The following is a 17,203-nucleotide window of genomic DNA, read 5'->3' as shown; positions in this document are numbered from 1 at the left end:
GTCAGACCTCCGTCGGCGTGATGGCGACGGCGAGCGCGAGGTCGTCGGAGTGCGCCGCGGCGTCCCCGTTCACGGTGCCCTCCGTCATCGACACCGCGAGGACCTCCTCGGCGATGGTGCCCGCGTGCGCGCGCACGGCGTCGGCGACGTCGGCGCGCCCGGCGGTCCAGGTGAGGGCGATCCGGTCGGACACCTCGAGGCCGCGGGTCTTGCGGGCCTCCTGCACCACCCGCACGACGTCGCGGGCGAGCCCGGCGGCGCGCAGCTCGTCGGTGAGCTCGGTGTCGAGGCCGACCGACAGGCCGCCCTCGGAGCGCACCGCCCAGCCCTCGCGCGGGCTCTCCTCGACGAGGATCTCGTCGCCGGACAGCGTGATCTCCTCGCCGTCGACGACGACGGTGAGCGTGCCGTCGACCGGGGTGTCGGTGGAGGCCTTCACGGCCTCCGCGACGACCGGGGTCCGCTTCGCGAACCGCTTGCCCAGCGCGCGGAAGTTCGGCTTGACCGTCACCTCGACGAGGTCCGCACCGGCGGCCTCGACGCGCGCGACGTTGAGCTCCTCGGCGATCTCGGCGAGCAGGCCGTCCTCGAGGGCGCCGAACCCGTTCGCGGCCACGACGGCGCGGGCCAGGGGTTGGCGGGTGCGCACGCCGCTGGCGGCGCGCGTCGAGCGGCCGAGCTCGACGACCCGGCGCACGAGCGCCATCCGGTCCGCCAGCCCGCGGTCGATCGCGGCCTCGTCGACCTCGGGCCAGTCGGTGAGGTGCACCGAGTCGGGCGCGCCCTCGACCACGTCGCCCTGGAGCAGCGTCCAGAGGTGGTCGGTGGTGAACGGGGTGAACGGCGCCATGAGCCGTGAGAGCGTCTCGACGCAGTGGTGCAGCGTGGCGAGGGCCTCGGGCTCGCCCGCCCAGAAGCGGCGGCGCGAGCGGCGCACGTACCAGTTCGACAGGCCGTCGACGAACGACGTGATCGCGCGCCCGGCGCTCGAGGAGTCGAAGTCGTCGAGTGCGCGCGTGACCTCGCGGACGCAGCCCGCGAGCTCGCCGAGCACCCAGCGGTCCATCGGGTGAGTGCTCTCCACCGGCTCGCCGGTGGGCCGCCAGCCCGACGCGTTCGCGTAGGTGACCAGGAACGACGCGGTGTTCCAGTAGGTCAGCAGGACCTTGCGGACGATCTCGCGCAGCGCCTCGTGCCCGACGCGGCGGTCGACCCACGGCGAGCCCTGCGCCAGCATCAGCCAGCGCACGGCGTCGGCGCCGTGGGAGTCGAACAGCTCGAACGGGTCGAGCACGTTGCCGAGGTGCTTCGACATCTTGCGGCCCTGCTCGTCGAGCAGCAGGCCCAGGCAGACGACGTTCTCGTAGGACGACCGGTCGAACACCAGCGTGCCCACGGCCATCAGCGAGTAGAACCAGCCGCGCGTCTGGTCGATGGCCTCGCAGATGTACTGCGCGGGGTAGGCCTGCTCGAAGTCGGCCTCGTGGTGGTGCGGCGCGCCCCACTGGGCGAACGGCATCGCGCCGGAGTCGTACCAGACGTCGATGACGTCGGTGACCCGGCGCATCGTGCCGCTGCCCGACGGCGCCGGGAACGTCACGTCGTCGACGAAGGGACGGTGCGGGTCCAGCTCCGAGAGGTCCTCGCCGGCCCACCGGCCCAGCTCGGCGAGCGAGCCGACGCAGACCATCTCCGAGGGGTCGGAGTCGTTGCGCCAGATCGGCAGCGGAGTGCCCCAGTAGCGGTTGCGCGAGAGCGCCCAGTCGACGTTGTTCTCGAGCCACCCCCCGTAACGGCCGTGCTTGATGTGCGGCGGGTACCAGTTCGTCCGCTCGTTCTCCTCGACCAGGCGGTCGCGGATCTCGGTGGTGCGGATGAACCACGAGGGCAGCGCGTAGTAGATCAGCGGCGTGTGGCAGCGCCAGCAGTGCGGATACGAGTGCTCGTAGGACTCGGAGCGCCACAGCACGCCCCGCGCGCGCAGCTCGTCGACCAGCGTCGGGTCCGCGCCCTTGAAGAACATCCCGCCGACCAGCGGGACGTCGGCGTAGAAGTGCCCGTCCGGGCCGATCGGGTTGACCATCTCGAGGCCCTCGGCCTTGGCCACGAGGTGGTCCTCGGCGCCGAACGCGGGCGCCATGTGCACGAGGCCGGTGCCGGCGTCGGTGGTGACGTGGTCGCCGTGGACGACGCGGTGCGCGTCTCCGAAGCGCGCGTCCTCGATGAGGTCGAGCGGCCGGCGGTAGTGGCTGCCGAGCAGGTCGGCGCCGGTCAGACGATCGGTGACCCGGGCGTCCTCACCGAGCACGGACAGCAGGTCCTCGGCGACGACGAGGTCGTCCCCGGCGGCGGTCGTCGCCCGGACGTAGACGATGTCGCGGGCGACGGCGACGGCGGTGTTCGACGGCAGCGTCCAGGGCGTCGTCGTCCAGACCAGCAGGTCGGCGCCGGCAGTCTCTTCCCCCGTCGCTCCGCTCGCCCCCCAGACCCCGTCCGTCAGGGGGAAGCGCACGTAGACCGAGGGGTCGACGTCGTCCTCGTACCCGAGGGCGACCTCGTGGTCGGACAGCGGCGTCTCGTCCCGCGGGCAGTACGGGGTGACGCGGTGGTCCTCGACCAGCAGGCCCTTGTCGAAGATGGTCTTGAGCGACCACCAGACGCTCTCGACGTAGCGCGGCGCCATGGTCAGGTAGGCCTCGTCGAGGTCCACCCAGTAGCCCATGCGCTCGGTCATCGCGGCGAACGCCGAGACGTTGCGCAGCGCCGACTCCTTGCAGGCGGCGTTGAACTCCGCGATGCCGTACTTCTCGATGTCGCCCTTGCTCGTGAAGCCGAGCTCCTTCTCCACCGCGAGCTCGACCGGGAGGCCGTGGCAGTCCCAGCCGGCGCGGCGCGGGACGCTGTAGCCGCGCATCGTCTTGAAGCGCGGGAAGAGGTCCTTGAACGCCCGGGCCTCGACGTGGTGGGTGCCGGGCTGGCCGTTGGCCGTCGGGGGGCCCTCGTAGAAGATCCACGGCTCACCGCCCGCGGTGCGCTCGAGGCTGCGACGGAACACGTCGCGGTCGGCCCAGCGGGCCAGCACCTCGCGCTCGACGGCGGGCAGGTCCACGCTCGCGGGCAGGGCGGCGAACGCGGCCTTGCCGGTGGCGGGGGACGGCGGAGAGCTCACGTCTCGATCTTCCTGGTGGTGCGGCAGCCCAACTCAGCCAGCCTACCGGGGCCTCCGAGGCGGTTCTGACCTGCGGGCCCGGCGCGGCCGCGGGGGGTGTCGAACCCGCTGGGGCCGATGTCTTAGACTTGTCGGCGTCGTCGAGCGCGGCGCTTCGTCACGCTCGGTGATCGCCATGGGGTATGGTGTAATTGGCAACACGGCTGATTCTGGTTCAGTTGTTCTAGGTTCGAGTCCTGGTACCCCAGCTGCGAGCAGTGTCCGACCGTGATCTAGGGTCGTCACCGTTCTCCTAGGGCCCCGTCGTCTAGCGGCCTAGGACGCCGCCCTCTCAAGGCGGTAGCGGGGGTTCGAATCCCCTCGGGGCTACACCACACCGACGCGGTGCACCGGCTCTCCGGTGCACCGCGTTCGTCGTTCGCGGGGTTCGTCGTTCTGGGGGTTCGCGGTTCCTGGCTCACCCGCGAGTGCCGGAGCGCCGCAGGTGGATGATCGGGAACGGCTTGCCGTCGGCGTCGGTGGCGGAGCGTCCGATCTCGACGAAGCCCCGCCGCCGGTACCACTCGCGGGCCGCGGGGTTCTGCTCGTTGACGTCCAGCGTGAGGATCGGGTGGTGGGCGGCCACCTCCTCGAGCAGCGCCGTCCCGGCACCCCGACCGTGCACGGAGGGATCGACGAACAGCCCGTCGACCTCGCCGCCGCGCGCGGTGAGGAACCCCACGACCGACCCGTCGCCGGGATCGGTCGCGAGCCGCAGGACGAGGCGCGGGAGCTCCCGGCGCAGCTGCACCTCGAACCCGTCGACGTCCGCCGGGGCGAGGAAGTCGTGCGTGGCCTCGACCGCGCGTCGCCACACGCGGAGCACGTCCTCGAGGTCGTCGGGGCTCGCGTCGCGCAGGGACCAGGGGGTGGGAGCCGTCATCGCCGGACCGCTCAGACCACGCGGGCGATCGCGGCGTAGCCGCCGGTGGGGCGTTCGCCGTGGCCGGCGGTGGGCCAGTCGACGATGTCGACCATGCCGGGCGGGACCAGGTCGAGCCCACCGAGGAGCTCGGTGATCTCCGGGCGCGAGCGCAGGACGACCTCGGTGGCGCTGCCCCGGTAGCCGTCCTGGATGGCGCGCGTCCGCGCGGCGAGGTCGGGGTCGTCGTGGTCCGCGCTGCCGTGCGACATCACGTGCACGCTGCCGGGCGCCAGCGCGTCCCGGTACCGGCCGAGGATCGCGGGGAGGGCGGGATCGGGGACGAAGTGCAGCACCGCGACCGTGAGCAGCGCGACCGGCCGGGTCAGGTCGAGCAGATCCCGCACGCCGGGGGCGCCGAGCACTCCGTCGATCTCGCGCATGTCGGCGCGGGTGACGCTGACCTGGTCGTACCCCGCGATCAGCTCGCGGGCGTGGGCGACGGCGACGGGCTCGAAGTCGACGTAGGCCACCCGCGCGTCGGGACGCTGGGCGAGGGCGATCTCGTGGACGTTGCCGACCGTCGGGACCCCGGAGCCGAGGTCGAGGAACTGCGCGATGCCCTGCGCGAGGCACCACTCCACGGCGCGCCGCAGAAAGTCCCGGTTCGCGCGGCAGACGTAGTCCATGTCCGGGTTCTGGGCGAGGATCTTCGCGGCCTGCTCGCGGTCGACGGCGAAGTTGTACGCCCCGCCCAGCATGTAGTCGTAGATCCGGGCGGCGTTGGCGCGGTCGAAGTCGATGCCGGCCTCCAGCGCTCGTTCGGGCTCCGGCCAACGGTGCTCGTCGCCCGTTCCAGCAGTCAAGACACGCTCCGTCCCTGCGCACGACACCCGGCGAGGTGATCGTCGCACCGGACCGGTCGGACGGGTGTGGGGCGCACCGCTCGGGCTTGAGTGTGCCGCGACGGCACGGTGTTCCGTCGTCCTCGGACCTGCTCGCTCGAACACGCACCGAGAGAAACGGAGTGCCCGATGACCGACACCGCTCGTGTCGCCACCCTGCCGAGGCCGATCGAGGTGGAGGAGCTCTTCGCCGATCCCGCGTTCTCCCACCCGTCGATCTCGCCGGACGGGACGCGCCTGGCCTACCTGGCACCGCGGTACGGCCGCACCCAGGTGTGGGTGCGCGGGATCGACGAGGAGCACGCGGACGCGGTGTGCGTGACCCAGGACGCCCGGCGCGGCATCAAGACCTTCTCCTGGACCGACGATCCGCGCTGGTTGCTCTACCTCCAGGACACCGACGGCAACGAGGACTGGCACCTCCACCGGGTCGATCTCGAGGCGCCGGACACGCCGGCCGTCGACCTGACGCCCCTGCCGGAGGGGTCACGCGTGGTCGGCTTCGAGCCGGTCCGGTCGGCGCCCGGGTACGTGCTCGTCTCGATGAACCGCCGGCCGATGTTCCTCGACCTGTTCTGGGTCGAGGTCGCCACCGGCGAGACGACGGTGCACCTCGAGCAGCCCGAGCCGCGGGGCGACTTCCTGGTCGACCGCGACGGCCGGCCGGCGTTCTACTCCTACCTCGCCGACGACGGCACCCAGGAGTTCTCCGCGGTGGACGCCGAGACCGGGGAGAAGCGCTTCCTGCGTCGGGTCGGCGGACCGGAGCACCCGACGGGTATCCAGCCGCAGAGGGTGACGCCGGACGGGACGGGGCTGCTGGTGGGCATCTACCAAGACTCCGACGACCTGCGGCTCGTCCGGATCGACCGGGAGACCGGCGAGGAGACCGTGGTCGCGGCCGTCGAGGGACACAGCCTGGACATCATGGGCACCGCGGCCCCGGTCATGCCGCCCACGGTGTTCACCGACCGCGCCTCCGGCGAGGTCCTCGCGGCCCGCTTCGTCGGCGACCGGCCCGTCATCGAGGTGGTGGACCCGCACTTCGCCGAGGTGTACGCCGCGCTCTCGCAGCTCTCCGACGGGGTGCTGGGCACGCTGTCGTCGGACGAGAGCGGGCAGCGGTGGGTCGCGTCGTTCATCCACGACCGCGAGCCCGGTCTGACCTGGCTCTACGACCACGGCACCGGCGAGAGCCGCCTGCTGTTCCGTCCGCTCCCGCACCTGGATCCGGCCGACCTGGCGCCCCGCACGCCGGTCGGCTTCCCGGCCCGCGACGGGCTGCCGCTGCACGGGTTCCTGACGCTGCCGGTCGGTGTCGAGCCGGCAGGCCTGCCGCTGGTCGTGGTCGTGCACGGCGGGCCGTGGGCGCACGACTCGTGGTCCTACGACCCGGAGGCGCAGTTCCTGGCCAACCGGGGGTATGCGGTGCTGCACGTCAACTTCCGTGGCTCCTCGGGGTACGGACGGTGGCACACCCTCGCTGCGATCGGCGAGCTCGCCGGCACGATGCACGACGATCTCCTCGACGCCGTCGACTGGGCCGTGGGGGAGGGCTACGCCGACCCGGAGCGCGTCGGCATCTACGGCGGGTCCTACGGCGGATACGCCGCACTCGTCGGCGTGACGGTGACGCCCGACCGCTTCGCCGCGGCCGTGGACTACGTGGGCATCTCGGATCTCGCGAACTTCATGCGCACGCTGCCGCCGTTCGTGAAGCCCTACATGGTGGCCAACTGGTACCGCTACGTCGGCGACCCCGAGGTCCCCGAGCAGGAGGCGGACATGCTGGCGCGCTCACCGATCACGATGGTCGACCGCATCCGCACCCCGCTGCTGGTGGCCCAGGGCGCCAACGACGCCCGCGTCGTGCAGGCGGAGTCCGACAACATCGTCGCGTCCCTGCGCGAGCGCGGGGTCCCGGTGGAGTACCTCGTCGCGCAGGACGAGGGCCATGGGTTCGCGAACCCCGAGAACCGGTTCCGGCTCTACCGCGCGATCGAGCGGCACTTCGCCGAGCACCTCGGGGGGCGCGGCGGGATCGGCTGAGCCCGGGCTCGACCCCTCAGGTCCGGATCACGAACGGCCCGACGACGAGGCCGGCACGTCGTCCGGGCCCGCCGTGGCGATGACCGCGTCGAGCCCGTCGCGGGCGCCGGTGAGCTCGTCGATCATGGCGGTGAGGCGGTCCCGCTCGCGCTGGAGGTCGTCCAGCAGCTCCGGGCAGCTCGCGATCAGGCGCTCGCCGTCGGCGCCCATGCAGGGCAGGAGCTCGCCGATGGTGGTCGTGGACAGCCCGGCGGCGAGCAGCGTGCGCACGTGGTGCACGACGTCGACGTCCGCCTCGCCGTACTCGCGGTAGCCCGAGGAGGTGCGCCGGGGGCGCAGCAGCCCCTGCTCCTCGTAGTAGCGCAGCAGGCGGGGTGCCACGCCCACGCGTCGCGCCAGCTCACCGATCCGCACGAGTCGGCCCTCCGGACTTGACCTTCACACTGGTGTGAGACTTTACCGTCCTTCAACATGGACATCGAGAACGAACCGGTCACCGTCCTGGGCCTCGGTGCGATGGGGGCGGCCCTGGCCCGGGCCCTGCTGCGCGCCGGCCACCCCGTCACCGTCTGGAACCGCACCTCCGCCCGCGCCGAGGCCCTCGTGGCCGAGGGCGCCCGCGTCGCCCCGGACCCCGCAGCAGCCGTGGCCGCCGGAGCGCTGACGGTCGTCTGCCTGCTCGACGACGCGGCCGTCGCCGCCGTGCTCGATCCCCTCGGCGAGGATCTGGCGGGCGCCACGCTGGTGAACCTCACGTCCGGCACCCCGGAGCAGGCCCGCGACGCGGCGGCGCGGCTGACACACCTCGGCGCCGACGTCCTGGCCGGAACGATCATGGTCCCGACGCCGCTGGTGGGGACGCCCGACGCGCTCGTCCTCTACAGCGGGGCGGCCGGGGTGCACGAGGAGCACCGGACCACGCTCGAGGCCCTCGGACGCACGGACTACCTGGGCGCGGACCCGGGACGCGCCGCCCTGTTCGACCTCGGCATGCTCGACGTGTTCTTCGCCGGCATGGCCTCGTTCCTCCACGCCGCCGCCATCGTGGGTCGCGACGGGATCTCCGGCGCCGACTTCGCGCCCTACGCCGAGCAGGTCGCCGCGATCCTCCCGGCCACCTTCCGCGGGCTGGCCGCGGACGTCGACGCGGCGAGCCACCCCGGCGACGAGGACAACCTCATCATGAACGCCGCGGCCCTCGCGCACATCGTCGCGGCCAGCCGGAGCCGGGGCGTCGACCCGGCCGTGCCCGAGCTGGTCCACCGGCTCGCGCAGCGGGCCATCGACCGTGGTCACGGCGCCGACGGGTTCTCGCGCCTCGTCGAGGAGTTCGCGCCCGCGTAGGACGGGGTCGGCGCAACGCGCTCGCCGCCCAGCCCGGCGGACCGCGGCGCGGGACGGCGCCGTCGCGTCGTCGTGACCCTCGAACCCGTGGACCGCGCCGGGGACGTCGACGACCTCGGGCGACACACCGTGCCGCTGACCTCGGGGGACGTTGTCCGCTCACCGAAGGGCCAGTACGGTGCGCGACGGCGGGCGCCCGGATCGGCAGCGCGCCTGTTCGGCCCGGGCGGTATCCCCGCCTGCCCGGGGCCACCGTCTGCGAGCGTCCTCCCCCCGGCCGCTCGCCGGGTGGCTCCGGGTCCACCACCCAGGGGGTGGACCGGGGTGACCGCCGTGACCGGTGGCGACCCCGACCTAGACCGCTGCGACGGGTACGTGGTGCTGGTGGTCGACCCGGTCACCGGCGAGTCCGACTGCTACGGCCCGTTCGTCGAGATGACCGAGGCCGGCCAGGAGGTCATGCGCTTCCGCGAGGAGTTCTCCCTGCGGGAGTTCGACGAGGTGTTCGTGGAACTGGTGCGCTGGCACCGTCGCTGACGCGCAGCCCGCGGCGCGACGGGTGGCGCCCGTCCCGTTCCACGAACCGGTGACCGCGGGCGACGAACCGCTCACCTGCTGCGAGTTTCGACGCCTGGAGCAGGGGAATTGCTGAGGAGGACGCCCAACGATCGGTCTGGCCCCGTGCACGCTCCGGAGGTCCTCGACCGACCTACGTCGAGGAGGCACTCCGGTGCTCGACGACCGTGAGCAGTACATCCTGCGCGACATCCAGCGCCACATCGAGGCCAGCGACCCGAAGCTCGTGCGGCTCGCGCGGCGGGAGCAGGGCCACCGGACCTACTGGCTGTCGATCGCGTCGCTCGTCGTGGGCGTCGTCCTCGGCGTCGCGCTCGCCGCGCTGGGTCCTGTCGGTGCCGGCCTCACGCTGATCGCGCTCGGGGCCGTGCCCATGGGTGTGTGGCACTGGCGGCGGCCCGGGACGGCGAGCCCGCTGCAGTCCGCCCAGATCCAGGAACGGCGCGGGTAGGAACCCGCCCGACGGGCCGCCATACTGCGTCGCAGGCGCAGGGAGGGCCCGATGACCGTGTTCGTGCTGGTCCACGGCGGCTGGCACGGCGGGTGGTGCTGGCGCCGCGTCGCCTCGCGGCTGCGGGCGTCCGGGCACGAGGTCCACACGCCGACGCTCACCGGCGTCGGCGACCGCGCCCACCTCGGCACCCCGGACACCGGTCTCGCGACGCACGTCGAGGACGTCGTCGCCGTCCTCGAGATCGACGACCTGCGCGAGGTCGTGCTCGTCGGCCACAGCTCGGGTGGTGCCGTGATCACCGGCGTCGCGCAGCGGGCGTCCCACCGGCTCGCGCGGCTCACCTACCTCGACGCCTTCGTGCCGGCACCCGGACAGTCGGTGTTCGACCTGCTCCCGCCCGCGCGCCGCGACCACTTCCGCGGCCTGGTCGACGACAGGGGCCGGATCGTCCTCGACCCGGACGTGGCCATGGACGGCTGGGGGCTCCGGGCCGAGGACGACCGCGCGTTCGTGGGCGCCCGGCTGCGCCCGCACCCGCTCGGCGGCCTGGCGGACCCGCTCCCCGGGACTCCGCTGCCCGACCTGCCGCGGGACTTCGTCCACTGCGCCGCCAAGCCCGGGCCCGACGTCTTCGCGGCGTTCGGTGCCGCGGTCGGGTCCGGGCCGCGCGGGCGTCTGGACGTGCTGGACGCCGGCCACGACGCGATGATCACCGCACCCGACGAGGTCGCGGCGCTGCTGATGCGGGGATGAGGCGCTCAGCGTCCCTGCAGGGCCGCGAGCATGGCGTCGACCGCGCGGGCGAAGCGGGCGTCCGCGTCCCGGTCGCCGAGACGTCGGGCGCCCAGCCCGCGGGCCGCCTCCTCGCGGACCGCGACGGCGCAACGGGCCACGTCCGACTCCCACACGGCCAGCCGCGGCACCGCGGGCAGGGGATGGGCCGGCACGCCGTAGCGGCGGCCCAGCGCCTCGGTCGTGGCGGCGACGGGGAGACCGCCGGGACGTGAGCCCGGGAGACGGGAGGACCGGATCCGCGCGAGCGACAGGTCGCGACGGCGTCGGTCATCGCCGTCGACGGTCGGCGCGAAGAGGACGAGGGGATAGCCCCGCTCGCCGCGCCACCCGTCGGTCGCCTCGACGACGCGTCCCCAGAGCGCCGCGCACCCGAGGATCGCGCCGGCGCTGATGACCATGGGCGCCACGAGCCGTAGGTCCGCGGTCGCGTACAGGCCGCAGTGGCAGTCCCACGTGGGCGCCTGCGGGCAGCCGGCTCGGCAGCCCGCCGTCGTCGCCACCCGGGGGAGCCACGTGAAGGGTGCGACGGGGGAGACGAGCGTCGGGCCGTCCTCGTCCCACCCCATCAGCCAGACCCGCCACCCCACGATCGGTGTCGCGAGGTCGGGCGCTTCCGTCACGTGGTGAGGGGTGCGGGGATCTCCTGCTGCGGTGTGCGTCCGACACCCGAGCGCGGCGTCGGGCGCGGGACGCGCGGTGCGACCTCGGCGAACCGCTCGGGGTAGTCGCCGCGGGGCACGGGGTCGACCACGGGCTCGACGGTCAGCATGCGGACGGGCTCGCCGATGTGCATGGGCGGACCACACCTTCCGTTCGTCCCGGCCACGGGAGTGGGTGGCCCGGGTCTCACTCGAATGGGTGATGCGGACTGTACGCGCCTCCGGGCGAGGACGGGCCGCCGTGCTGAGAGGACGAGCGGGTGGTGGTCCCCCGATCGGCGCAGCGGATCGGCAGTCGGCCGTGCGCGGACGGCCGCTGGTCTCGGGATTTGAGCAGTCGTTCTCAGGTGCGCCGGATCTCCCGGGCGCCGTCCCTAGCGTCGCCGTCGTGTCGAAGCGCGCGAGACGGGCCCTCTGGTCGGCGGTCGCGATCCTCGTCCTGGTCGGTCCACCGGCGGTGTTCCTCGGACGGCAGGGGTGGGAGGCGGGCGAGCTCCTCGAGCTCGCGGTCGTCCTCTCCGGGATCGTCGCCGCGGTGGCGATGGTGCTGGCGACCGTCGGCGCCTCCCGCATCCGGGCTCTGACCACGGCGCTCGGGATCGACCGGATCATGAGCGGGCACAGGTGGCTCGGGGTCGCCGCCCTCGTGCTGGTGCTCGGGCACATGGTCGCGGCGATCGTCGAGAGCCCGAGGCTGCTGAACCCGTTCGCGGCGTCGCTCGGCGTCCAGTTCGGCTACGCGGCTGCGGTGGGGATGGTGCTGCTCTCGGGTGCCGCCGCGTGGGGACGACGACGCGGGGCGCGCTACGAGTGGTGGGCGCGTGCCCACATCCTCGGGGCCGCGCTGGCGCTCGCCCTGGCCGGGATGCACGTCTTCTGGCTCGGTGATCTCCTCGAGGACCCCGTGATGCGGGTCGTGTGCTCCGCCCTCGCCCTGCTGCTGCTCGCGGTGCTCGCGCGCCGATGGGTGTGGCAGCCGCTGTTCTCGCAGCGCGGGGCCTACGTCGTCTACGGCGTGCGCCACGAGGGGGCCGACGTCGCCACCCTGGCGCTGACCCCGGTGTTCCGCCGTCGGGCGCTGCGCTTCGCCCCCGGCCAGTTCGTGTGGCTCCGGCTGCACCGGCGGGTCGTCGGCGTCCAGGAGCACCCGTTCACGATCGCCTCCAGCGCCGAGCTCACCGACCGTCTCGAGCTCACCGTCCGCGCCACCGGCGACTTCACCCGGGCACTGGCCCGCCTCGGTCCCGGGCAGAAGGTGTGGCTCGACGGCCCGCACGGCAGCTTCACCCCCGACGCGCCGGAACGGGTCGACGGGCTGGTGCTGATCGCCGGCGGGGTCGGGATCACGCCGATGATGAGCATGCTGCGCACGCTCGCCGAGCGCGGCGACCGTCGCCTGCACCGCCTCGTCCTCGCCGAGCGCCCCGACCAGCCGCTGTTCGGCCCGGAGCTCGAGGTGCTGGGCCGCCGGCTCGGCCTCGACGTGCTGCGCACCGCGGGGCGCCGCGTCGACGCCGACCTGCTCGCCCAGATCCTGCCCCGCGCCCGCGGCCGTCTCGAGTACTACGTGTGCGGGCCTCCCGGGCTGCTCACGGGATCGCTCGCGGCCCTCGACCAGCTGGGCGTCCCGCCGGGCCGGATCCACAGCGAGCAGTTCGGCTGGACGGGGCCGTTGCCGACGCAGGTCCCGGCGGCGCGGTCGACGCGCTCGACGAACGACGCGACCTCGCCCGCCGACCGGGTCCCGACCCACCCCTCGATCCCGATCCCGCGGGTGGAGGAGCGGTCGCGCTCGGCGGCCGCGCGGGGCGGCTGAGTCGAAGGGGGCAGCGCGGCCCGACCCGGCCGACCTGAAACGGATGCTTCGAAACCAAAGCGTTCTCCGAACGGTCGCGTGCATCAGGCGGCGTCGGTCCAGAGGTGTCACCAACGCTTCGAGAATCGAAGCGTGGGCACGAGGCGTCGACGGCACCCACACCGCGGGTGGCCCGAGACGGTCGGGCTCGTCGCCGGGGCCGACGCCATGACCGACAACGTCGTCGACGCAGTATCCGGCCGGACGCCATGCTGAGGCCCTCCGACGACGGGAGTCGCGATGGACGCGCCGGACCTCCCGCACGCCGTCGCGGGCTGGCGGACGTGGACGGTGAGCACGGGACCGGGCGGAAGTCGGCTGCTGGCCCCGGTGACCCGCGCGCTGTGGCCGCCGGGCGAGGCGCGCACGGCGTGGTGCCGCTACGGGCGGCACGACGCGCCGGCGGCGTCGTGCCGGTGCGGCCTCTACGCCGTCGCCGACCTCACCCGCCTGACCCGCCAGGTCACCCGTGGGTCCGTGGTCGGCGTGGCCGCCCTGTGGGGCCGGGTGGTCGAGGCCGAGCACGGGTGGCGGGGCGAGCACGGCTACCCGGTCGTCCTGTTCGCCGAACCCGCGCTGGCGGAGCGGACGAGGGCGCGGCTGGCCGCGCGCTACGGCGTTCGCGTCCACCGCCTCCCCGCGCCGCTCGAGACCCTCGTGCGGGGCGACCGGGAGGCGGTGTCGGCGCTGGCGGCGCGGGTGCGCGACGAGACGGCCCGCGCTCCCGGGAGCGTGGCCCCGCACCGCGAGCTGGCGGTCGCCGACCTGCTCGCGCGCATCCACGGGCCGGAGCCTCGGTCGGCCTGAACTCGCCGGTCAGAGGTCGAGCTCGGTCCACCAGTGCACGACCTGCCAGCGATGGACCAGCGCGATCTCCGGCTGCCCGGCGACGTACGCCAGGAAGTCGCGCACGGCGCTCGCCCGCGCGGCCTGCCCGCTCCAGCGCGGGTGCAGGCCGACGGTCATCAGCCGGGCCCCGGCGCCGTGGCGGGCCTCGTCGAGCAGGAAGTCGGCGGCCGCGATCAACGTCTCGGCGAAGTGGCGCGGCGTCGCGTAGGTGGGCGCGAGGAAGTAGCGGGTGTCGTTGTGGACCTTGGAGTAGGGGACGACGAGCCAGCGACGGCCCTCGACCTCCGTCCAGTACGGCAGCTCGTCGTTGACGGCGTCGCTGTCGTAGACCAGGTCGGGGTGCGCGGCGGCGAGCCGCCGGGTCCGCTCGCTCGGGAACGAGCGGACGTACCAGCCGCGCACCGGGCGGCCGACGAGATCGGGCAGCACGCGCATCGCGTGCTCGAGGTCGGCGCGCTCCTCGTCCTCGCTCATCGTCGTCACCTCCGCCCAGCGGTAGCCGTGGCCGAGGACGTCGTGCCGGCTCGCGCGCAGCCACGCGGCGAAGGGCGGGTTGCGCTCCAGCGCCCGGGCGCACACGCCGAACGTCACGTCCGCGTCGAACCGCTCGAACAGGCGCACCAGCCGCCAGATGCCGACGCGGCTGCCGAACTCGAAGTGGCCCTCGGTGCCGATGTCGCGGATCGCCGGATCGATCGGGATCGCGTACTCGCCCCAGCTGTCGTTGCCCTCGCCGTCGGACCATGCGGCCTCGGCGCCCTCCTCGACGTTGACGACGATGTTCACGGCGACGCGTGCCCCGTTCGGCCAGCGCTCGAACGGGGCGGACAGGCCGTGGCCGACGAGGTCGCGCTCCATGGGGGAGTCCTACCCCGCCTCGCCGACCCGGCTCTCCAGGCGGCGCGCGGCGGCGAGCAGCGGCTCCGCCCAGCGGGCACCGGGGCGGCGACCGATCCGGTCGACGGGGCCGGACACCGACACCGCGGCGACCACCGCGCCGTCGGCGGCCCGGACCGGGGCGGACACGCTGGCCACGCCCGCCTCGCGCTCGGCGACGCTCTGCGCCCAGCCGCGCCGGCGGACCTCCTCGAGCACGCGGTCGGCGAACGCGGAGGGCTCCGCCGACCAGGCGGCGAGCACCTTCGCCCCCGAACCGGCGGCCATCGACACGCGCACGCCGACCGGCACGGTGTCGCGCAGCCCGCTCGCCGGCTCCGCGGCGGCCACGCACACGCGCACCGTGGGGTCCGAGCCGTCGCGGCGGTAGAGCTGGATGCTCTCGCCGGTGAGGTCGCGCAGCCCGGGCAGGACGTCCTCGGCGGCCGTGAGCAGCGGGTCGCCGTGACCGTGGGCGAGCTCGCCGAGCGCGGGGCCGGGGCGCCAGCGACCGTCGGGCTCGCGCACCAGCAGGCGGTGCGCCTCGAGGCCCACCGCGAGCCGGTGCGCCGTCGCGCGCGGCAACCCGGTGCGCTCACAGAGCTCCCCGAGCGTGCAGGGGGCCGCCGCGGCCGCCCGGAGGACGACCACCGCCTTGTCGAGCACGCCGATGCCGCTACCCTGTCCCACAGGACGACATGGTAGTCCCACGGTATGGGATTATCGGGTGAGGAAGAAGGCGGAGAAGTGGGACGCACGCTCGCGGAGAAGGTCTGGGACCAGCACGTGGTCCGTCACGGCGAGGGCCAGGAGCCCGACCTCCTCTACATCGACCTCCACCTCGTGCACGAGGTCACCAGCCCGCAGGCCTTCGACGGGCTGCGCCTTGCCGGACGGCCCGTGCGGCGTCCCGACCTCACCATCGCCACCGAGGACCACAACGTCCCGACGCTCGACATCCTCGCGCCCATCGCCGACGAGGTCTCCCGCACACAGGTCGAGACGCTGCGGCGCAACGTCGAGGAGTTCGGCGTCAAGCTCTACCCGATGGGCGACGCCAACCAGGGCATCGTCCACATGATCGGCCCGGAGCTGGGGCTGACGCAGCCGGGCACGACGGTCGTCTGCGGCGACTCGCACACCTCCACCCACGGCGCGTTCGGCGCGCTGGCGTTCGGCATCGGCACGTCCGAGGTCGAGCACGTCATGGCCACCCAGACGCTGCCGCTGCGGCCGTTCAAGACGATGGCGATCGAGATCTCCGGCAGCCTGCGCCCGGGTGTCACCAGCAAGGACGTCATCCTCGCGGTGATCGCCCAGATCGGCACCGGCGGCGGCGCGGGCTACGTGCTCGAGTACCGCGGCGAGGCCGTGCGCGAGATGTCGATGGAAGCCCGCATGACCATGTGCAACATGTCGATCGAGGCCGGTGGGCGCGCCGGCATGGTCGCCCCGGACGACACGACCATCGAGTACCTGATGGGCCGCCCGCACGCCCCGCAGGGTGAGCTGTGGGACGAGGCCGTGGCGGCGTGGCGCGAGCTGCGCACCGACGACGACGCCGAGTTCGACAAGGTCGTGCACATCGACGCCGACGCGCTCACGCCGTTCGTCACCTGGGGCACCAACCCGGGCCAGGGCCTGCCGCTGTCCGAGGCCGTGCCGGACCCCGAGGGGATGTCCGACGACGACGCGGCCGCGGTGCGCAAGGCGCTCGCCTACATGGCCCTCGAGCCCGGCACCAGGCTCCGCGACATCGCCGTCGACGTCGTCTTCCTCGGGTCGTGCACCAACGCGCGCATCGAGGACCTGCGCGCGGCCGCCGACGTCCTCAAGGGCCACCACGTGGCCGACGACGTGCAGATGCTCGTCGTCCCCGGCTCGATGAAGGTCAAGGTGCAGGCCGAGGCCGAGGGTCTCGACGCCGTGTTCACCGAGGCCGGCGCCGAGTGGCGCTCCGCGGGCTGCTCGATGTGCCTGGGCATGAACCCCGACCAGCTCGCGCCCGGCCAGCGCTGCGCGTCGACGTCGAACCGCAACTTCGAGGGCCGTCAGGGCAAGGGCGGGCGTACACACCTGGTGTCGCCGCTGGTCGCGGCGGCCACGGCCGTGCGCGGCACGCTCTCCTCACCCGAGGACCTCACGCCCACCACCCTGACGTTCGCCTGAGGAGGGCCCGCACATGGACGCCTTCACCACCCACACCGGCATCGCCACACCGCTGCGCGTGTCGAACGTCGACACCGACCAGATCATCCCGGCCGTCTACCTCAAGCGCGTGACGCGCACCGGGTTCGAGGACGGGCTGTTCGCCTCCTGGCGTGCCGACCCGAGCTTCGTGCTCAACACCGAGCCCTACAACCGGGGGTCGGTGCTCGTCGCCGGCTCCGACTTCGGCACCGGCTCATCCCGGGAGCACGCCGTCTGGGCGCTCATGGACTACGGGTTCCGCGTCGTGATCTCGTCGCGCTTCGGCGAGATCTTCAAGGGCAACTCGTCGAAGGCGGGCCTGCTGGCCGCCACCGTCGAGCAGTCCGACGTCGAGCTGCTGTGGAAGAAGATCGAGGAGCGCCCGGGCCTCGAGCTCACCGTCGACCTCGAGGCGCTCACGATCACCGCCGACGACCTCGTCGTGCGGTTCACGGTCGACGACTACGCCCGCTGGCGGCTGCTCGAAGGCCTCGACGACGTCGACATCACCCTGCGCTCCGCCGACGCCATCGAGGCCTACGAGGCGACGCGGCCGGCCCACAAGCCGACCACCGTCTGAC

General features: G+C 73.5%; 17 protein-coding genes and 2 tRNA genes. 11 read left to right on the top strand and 8 right to left on the bottom strand.

Translation table 11 applies throughout. The features are described 5' to 3' along the window. Position 1 precedes the first annotated feature (1 nt). Entirely contained in the window at positions 2-3,169 is a 3,168-nt protein-coding gene (gene ileS / locus OG774_RS11130; protein WP_328309376.1) for an isoleucine--tRNA ligase, read from the bottom strand. 176 nt (positions 3,170-3,345) lie between these two features. Between ileS and OG774_RS11125 the strand changes: the two genes are divergently transcribed. Both OG774_RS11125 and OG774_RS11120 read left to right on the top strand, forming a co-directional pair. Further along, a tRNA-Gln gene (locus OG774_RS11125) sits at positions 3,346-3,417 on the top strand. Positions 3,418-3,465: 48 nt separating this feature from the next. Beyond that, positions 3,466-3,538, top strand: a tRNA-Glu gene (locus OG774_RS11120). A gap of 88 nt (positions 3,539-3,626) precedes the next feature. Here the strand turns inward: OG774_RS11120 and OG774_RS11115 are convergent. Further along, a complete protein-coding gene (locus OG774_RS11115; protein WP_328309374.1) occupies positions 3,627-4,091 on the bottom strand; it encodes a GNAT family N-acetyltransferase in 465 nt (154 codons plus the stop codon). An 11-nt stretch (positions 4,092-4,102) separates the two neighbouring features. Continuing rightward, positions 4,103-4,936 (bottom strand): SAM-dependent methyltransferase, encoded by an 834-nt coding sequence (locus OG774_RS11110; RefSeq protein ID WP_328309372.1) that lies wholly within the window; start codon positions 4,934-4,936, stop codon positions 4,103-4,105. 168 nt (positions 4,937-5,104) lie between these two features. On the opposite strand from OG774_RS11110, the gene OG774_RS11105 reads away from it, so the two are divergent. Further along, positions 5,105-7,024, top strand: a complete 1,920-nt coding sequence (locus OG774_RS11105; RefSeq protein ID WP_328309370.1) for a S9 family peptidase — start codon at positions 5,105-5,107, stop codon at positions 7,022-7,024. A gap of 27 nt (positions 7,025-7,051) precedes the next feature. Here the strand turns inward: OG774_RS11105 and OG774_RS11100 are convergent, their stop codons facing one another. Then, entirely contained in the window at positions 7,052-7,438 is a 387-nt protein-coding gene (locus OG774_RS11100) for a MerR family transcriptional regulator (RefSeq protein WP_328309368.1), read from the bottom strand. 57 nt (positions 7,439-7,495) lie between these two features. On the opposite strand from OG774_RS11100, the gene OG774_RS11095 reads away from it, so the two are divergent. From OG774_RS11095 to OG774_RS11080, 4 genes are all read left to right on the top strand, one after another. Continuing rightward, on the top strand, positions 7,496-8,368 hold the full coding sequence (locus tag OG774_RS11095; protein WP_328309366.1) for an imine reductase family protein: 873 nt from the start codon (positions 7,496-7,498) through the stop codon (positions 8,366-8,368). A 324-nt stretch (positions 8,369-8,692) separates the two neighbouring features. Continuing rightward, entirely contained in the window at positions 8,693-8,905 is a 213-nt protein-coding gene (locus OG774_RS11090; RefSeq protein WP_328309364.1) for a hypothetical protein, read from the top strand. A 193-nt stretch (positions 8,906-9,098) separates the two neighbouring features. Beyond that, positions 9,099-9,395, top strand: coding sequence for a DUF3040 domain-containing protein (locus OG774_RS11085; RefSeq protein ID WP_328309362.1), 297 nt, complete (start codon positions 9,099-9,101; stop codon positions 9,393-9,395). Between the two features lie 51 nt (positions 9,396-9,446). Beyond that, positions 9,447-10,151: an alpha/beta fold hydrolase gene (locus OG774_RS11080; RefSeq protein ID WP_328309360.1), complete on the top strand. Its 705-nt coding sequence runs from the start codon at positions 9,447-9,449 to the stop codon at positions 10,149-10,151. Between the two features lie 5 nt (positions 10,152-10,156). Here OG774_RS11080 and OG774_RS11075 read toward each other — a convergent pair whose 3' ends face one another. Next, complete coding sequence (locus OG774_RS11075; protein ID WP_328309358.1) at positions 10,157-10,813, bottom strand: hypothetical protein; 657 nt, start codon at positions 10,811-10,813, stop codon at positions 10,157-10,159. Continuing rightward, the gene (locus tag OG774_RS11070; RefSeq protein ID WP_274193340.1) at positions 10,810-10,986 is read right to left on the bottom strand and encodes a hypothetical protein; all 177 of its coding nucleotides are present in this window, start codon (positions 10,984-10,986) and stop codon (positions 10,810-10,812) included. The genes OG774_RS11075 and OG774_RS11070 overlap by 4 nt, the downstream gene beginning before the upstream one ends. Before the next feature lie 254 nt (positions 10,987-11,240). On the opposite strand from OG774_RS11070, the gene OG774_RS11065 reads away from it, so the two are divergent. Further along, on the top strand, positions 11,241-12,668 hold the full coding sequence (locus tag OG774_RS11065) for a ferredoxin reductase family protein (RefSeq protein WP_328309355.1): 1,428 nt from the start codon (positions 11,241-11,243) through the stop codon (positions 12,666-12,668). A 279-nt stretch (positions 12,669-12,947) separates the two neighbouring features. Continuing rightward, a complete protein-coding gene (locus tag OG774_RS11060; RefSeq protein ID WP_328309353.1) occupies positions 12,948-13,514 on the top strand; it encodes a hypothetical protein in 567 nt (188 codons plus the stop codon). A gap of 9 nt (positions 13,515-13,523) precedes the next feature. On the opposite strand, the gene OG774_RS11055 is transcribed toward OG774_RS11060, so the two are convergent. After that, a complete protein-coding gene (locus OG774_RS11055) occupies positions 13,524-14,414 on the bottom strand; it encodes a polysaccharide deacetylase family protein (RefSeq protein ID WP_328309351.1) in 891 nt (296 codons plus the stop codon). Between the two features lie 9 nt (positions 14,415-14,423). Continuing rightward, positions 14,424-15,122 (bottom strand): IclR family transcriptional regulator, encoded by a 699-nt coding sequence (locus OG774_RS11050; RefSeq protein WP_328309349.1) that lies wholly within the window; start codon positions 15,120-15,122, stop codon positions 14,424-14,426. Between the two features lie 57 nt (positions 15,123-15,179). On the opposite strand from OG774_RS11050, the gene leuC reads away from it, so the two are divergent. Both leuC and leuD read left to right on the top strand, forming a co-directional pair. After that, positions 15,180-16,601, top strand: coding sequence for a 3-isopropylmalate dehydratase large subunit (gene leuC / locus OG774_RS11045; RefSeq protein WP_328309347.1), 1,422 nt, complete (start codon positions 15,180-15,182; stop codon positions 16,599-16,601). Positions 16,602-16,614: 13 nt separating this feature from the next. Continuing rightward, on the top strand, positions 16,615-17,202 hold the full coding sequence (leuD, locus tag OG774_RS11040) for a 3-isopropylmalate dehydratase small subunit (RefSeq protein WP_328309346.1): 588 nt from the start codon (positions 16,615-16,617) through the stop codon (positions 17,200-17,202). Position 17,203: the final 1 nt, after the last annotated feature.

It is taken from the genome of Actinomycetospora sp. NBC_00405, assembly GCF_036044095.1.
Taxonomy (GTDB): Bacteria; Actinomycetota; Actinomycetes; order Mycobacteriales; family Pseudonocardiaceae; genus Actinomycetospora; species Actinomycetospora callitridis.
This window is presented reverse-complemented; position numbering and strand designations above follow the sequence as displayed.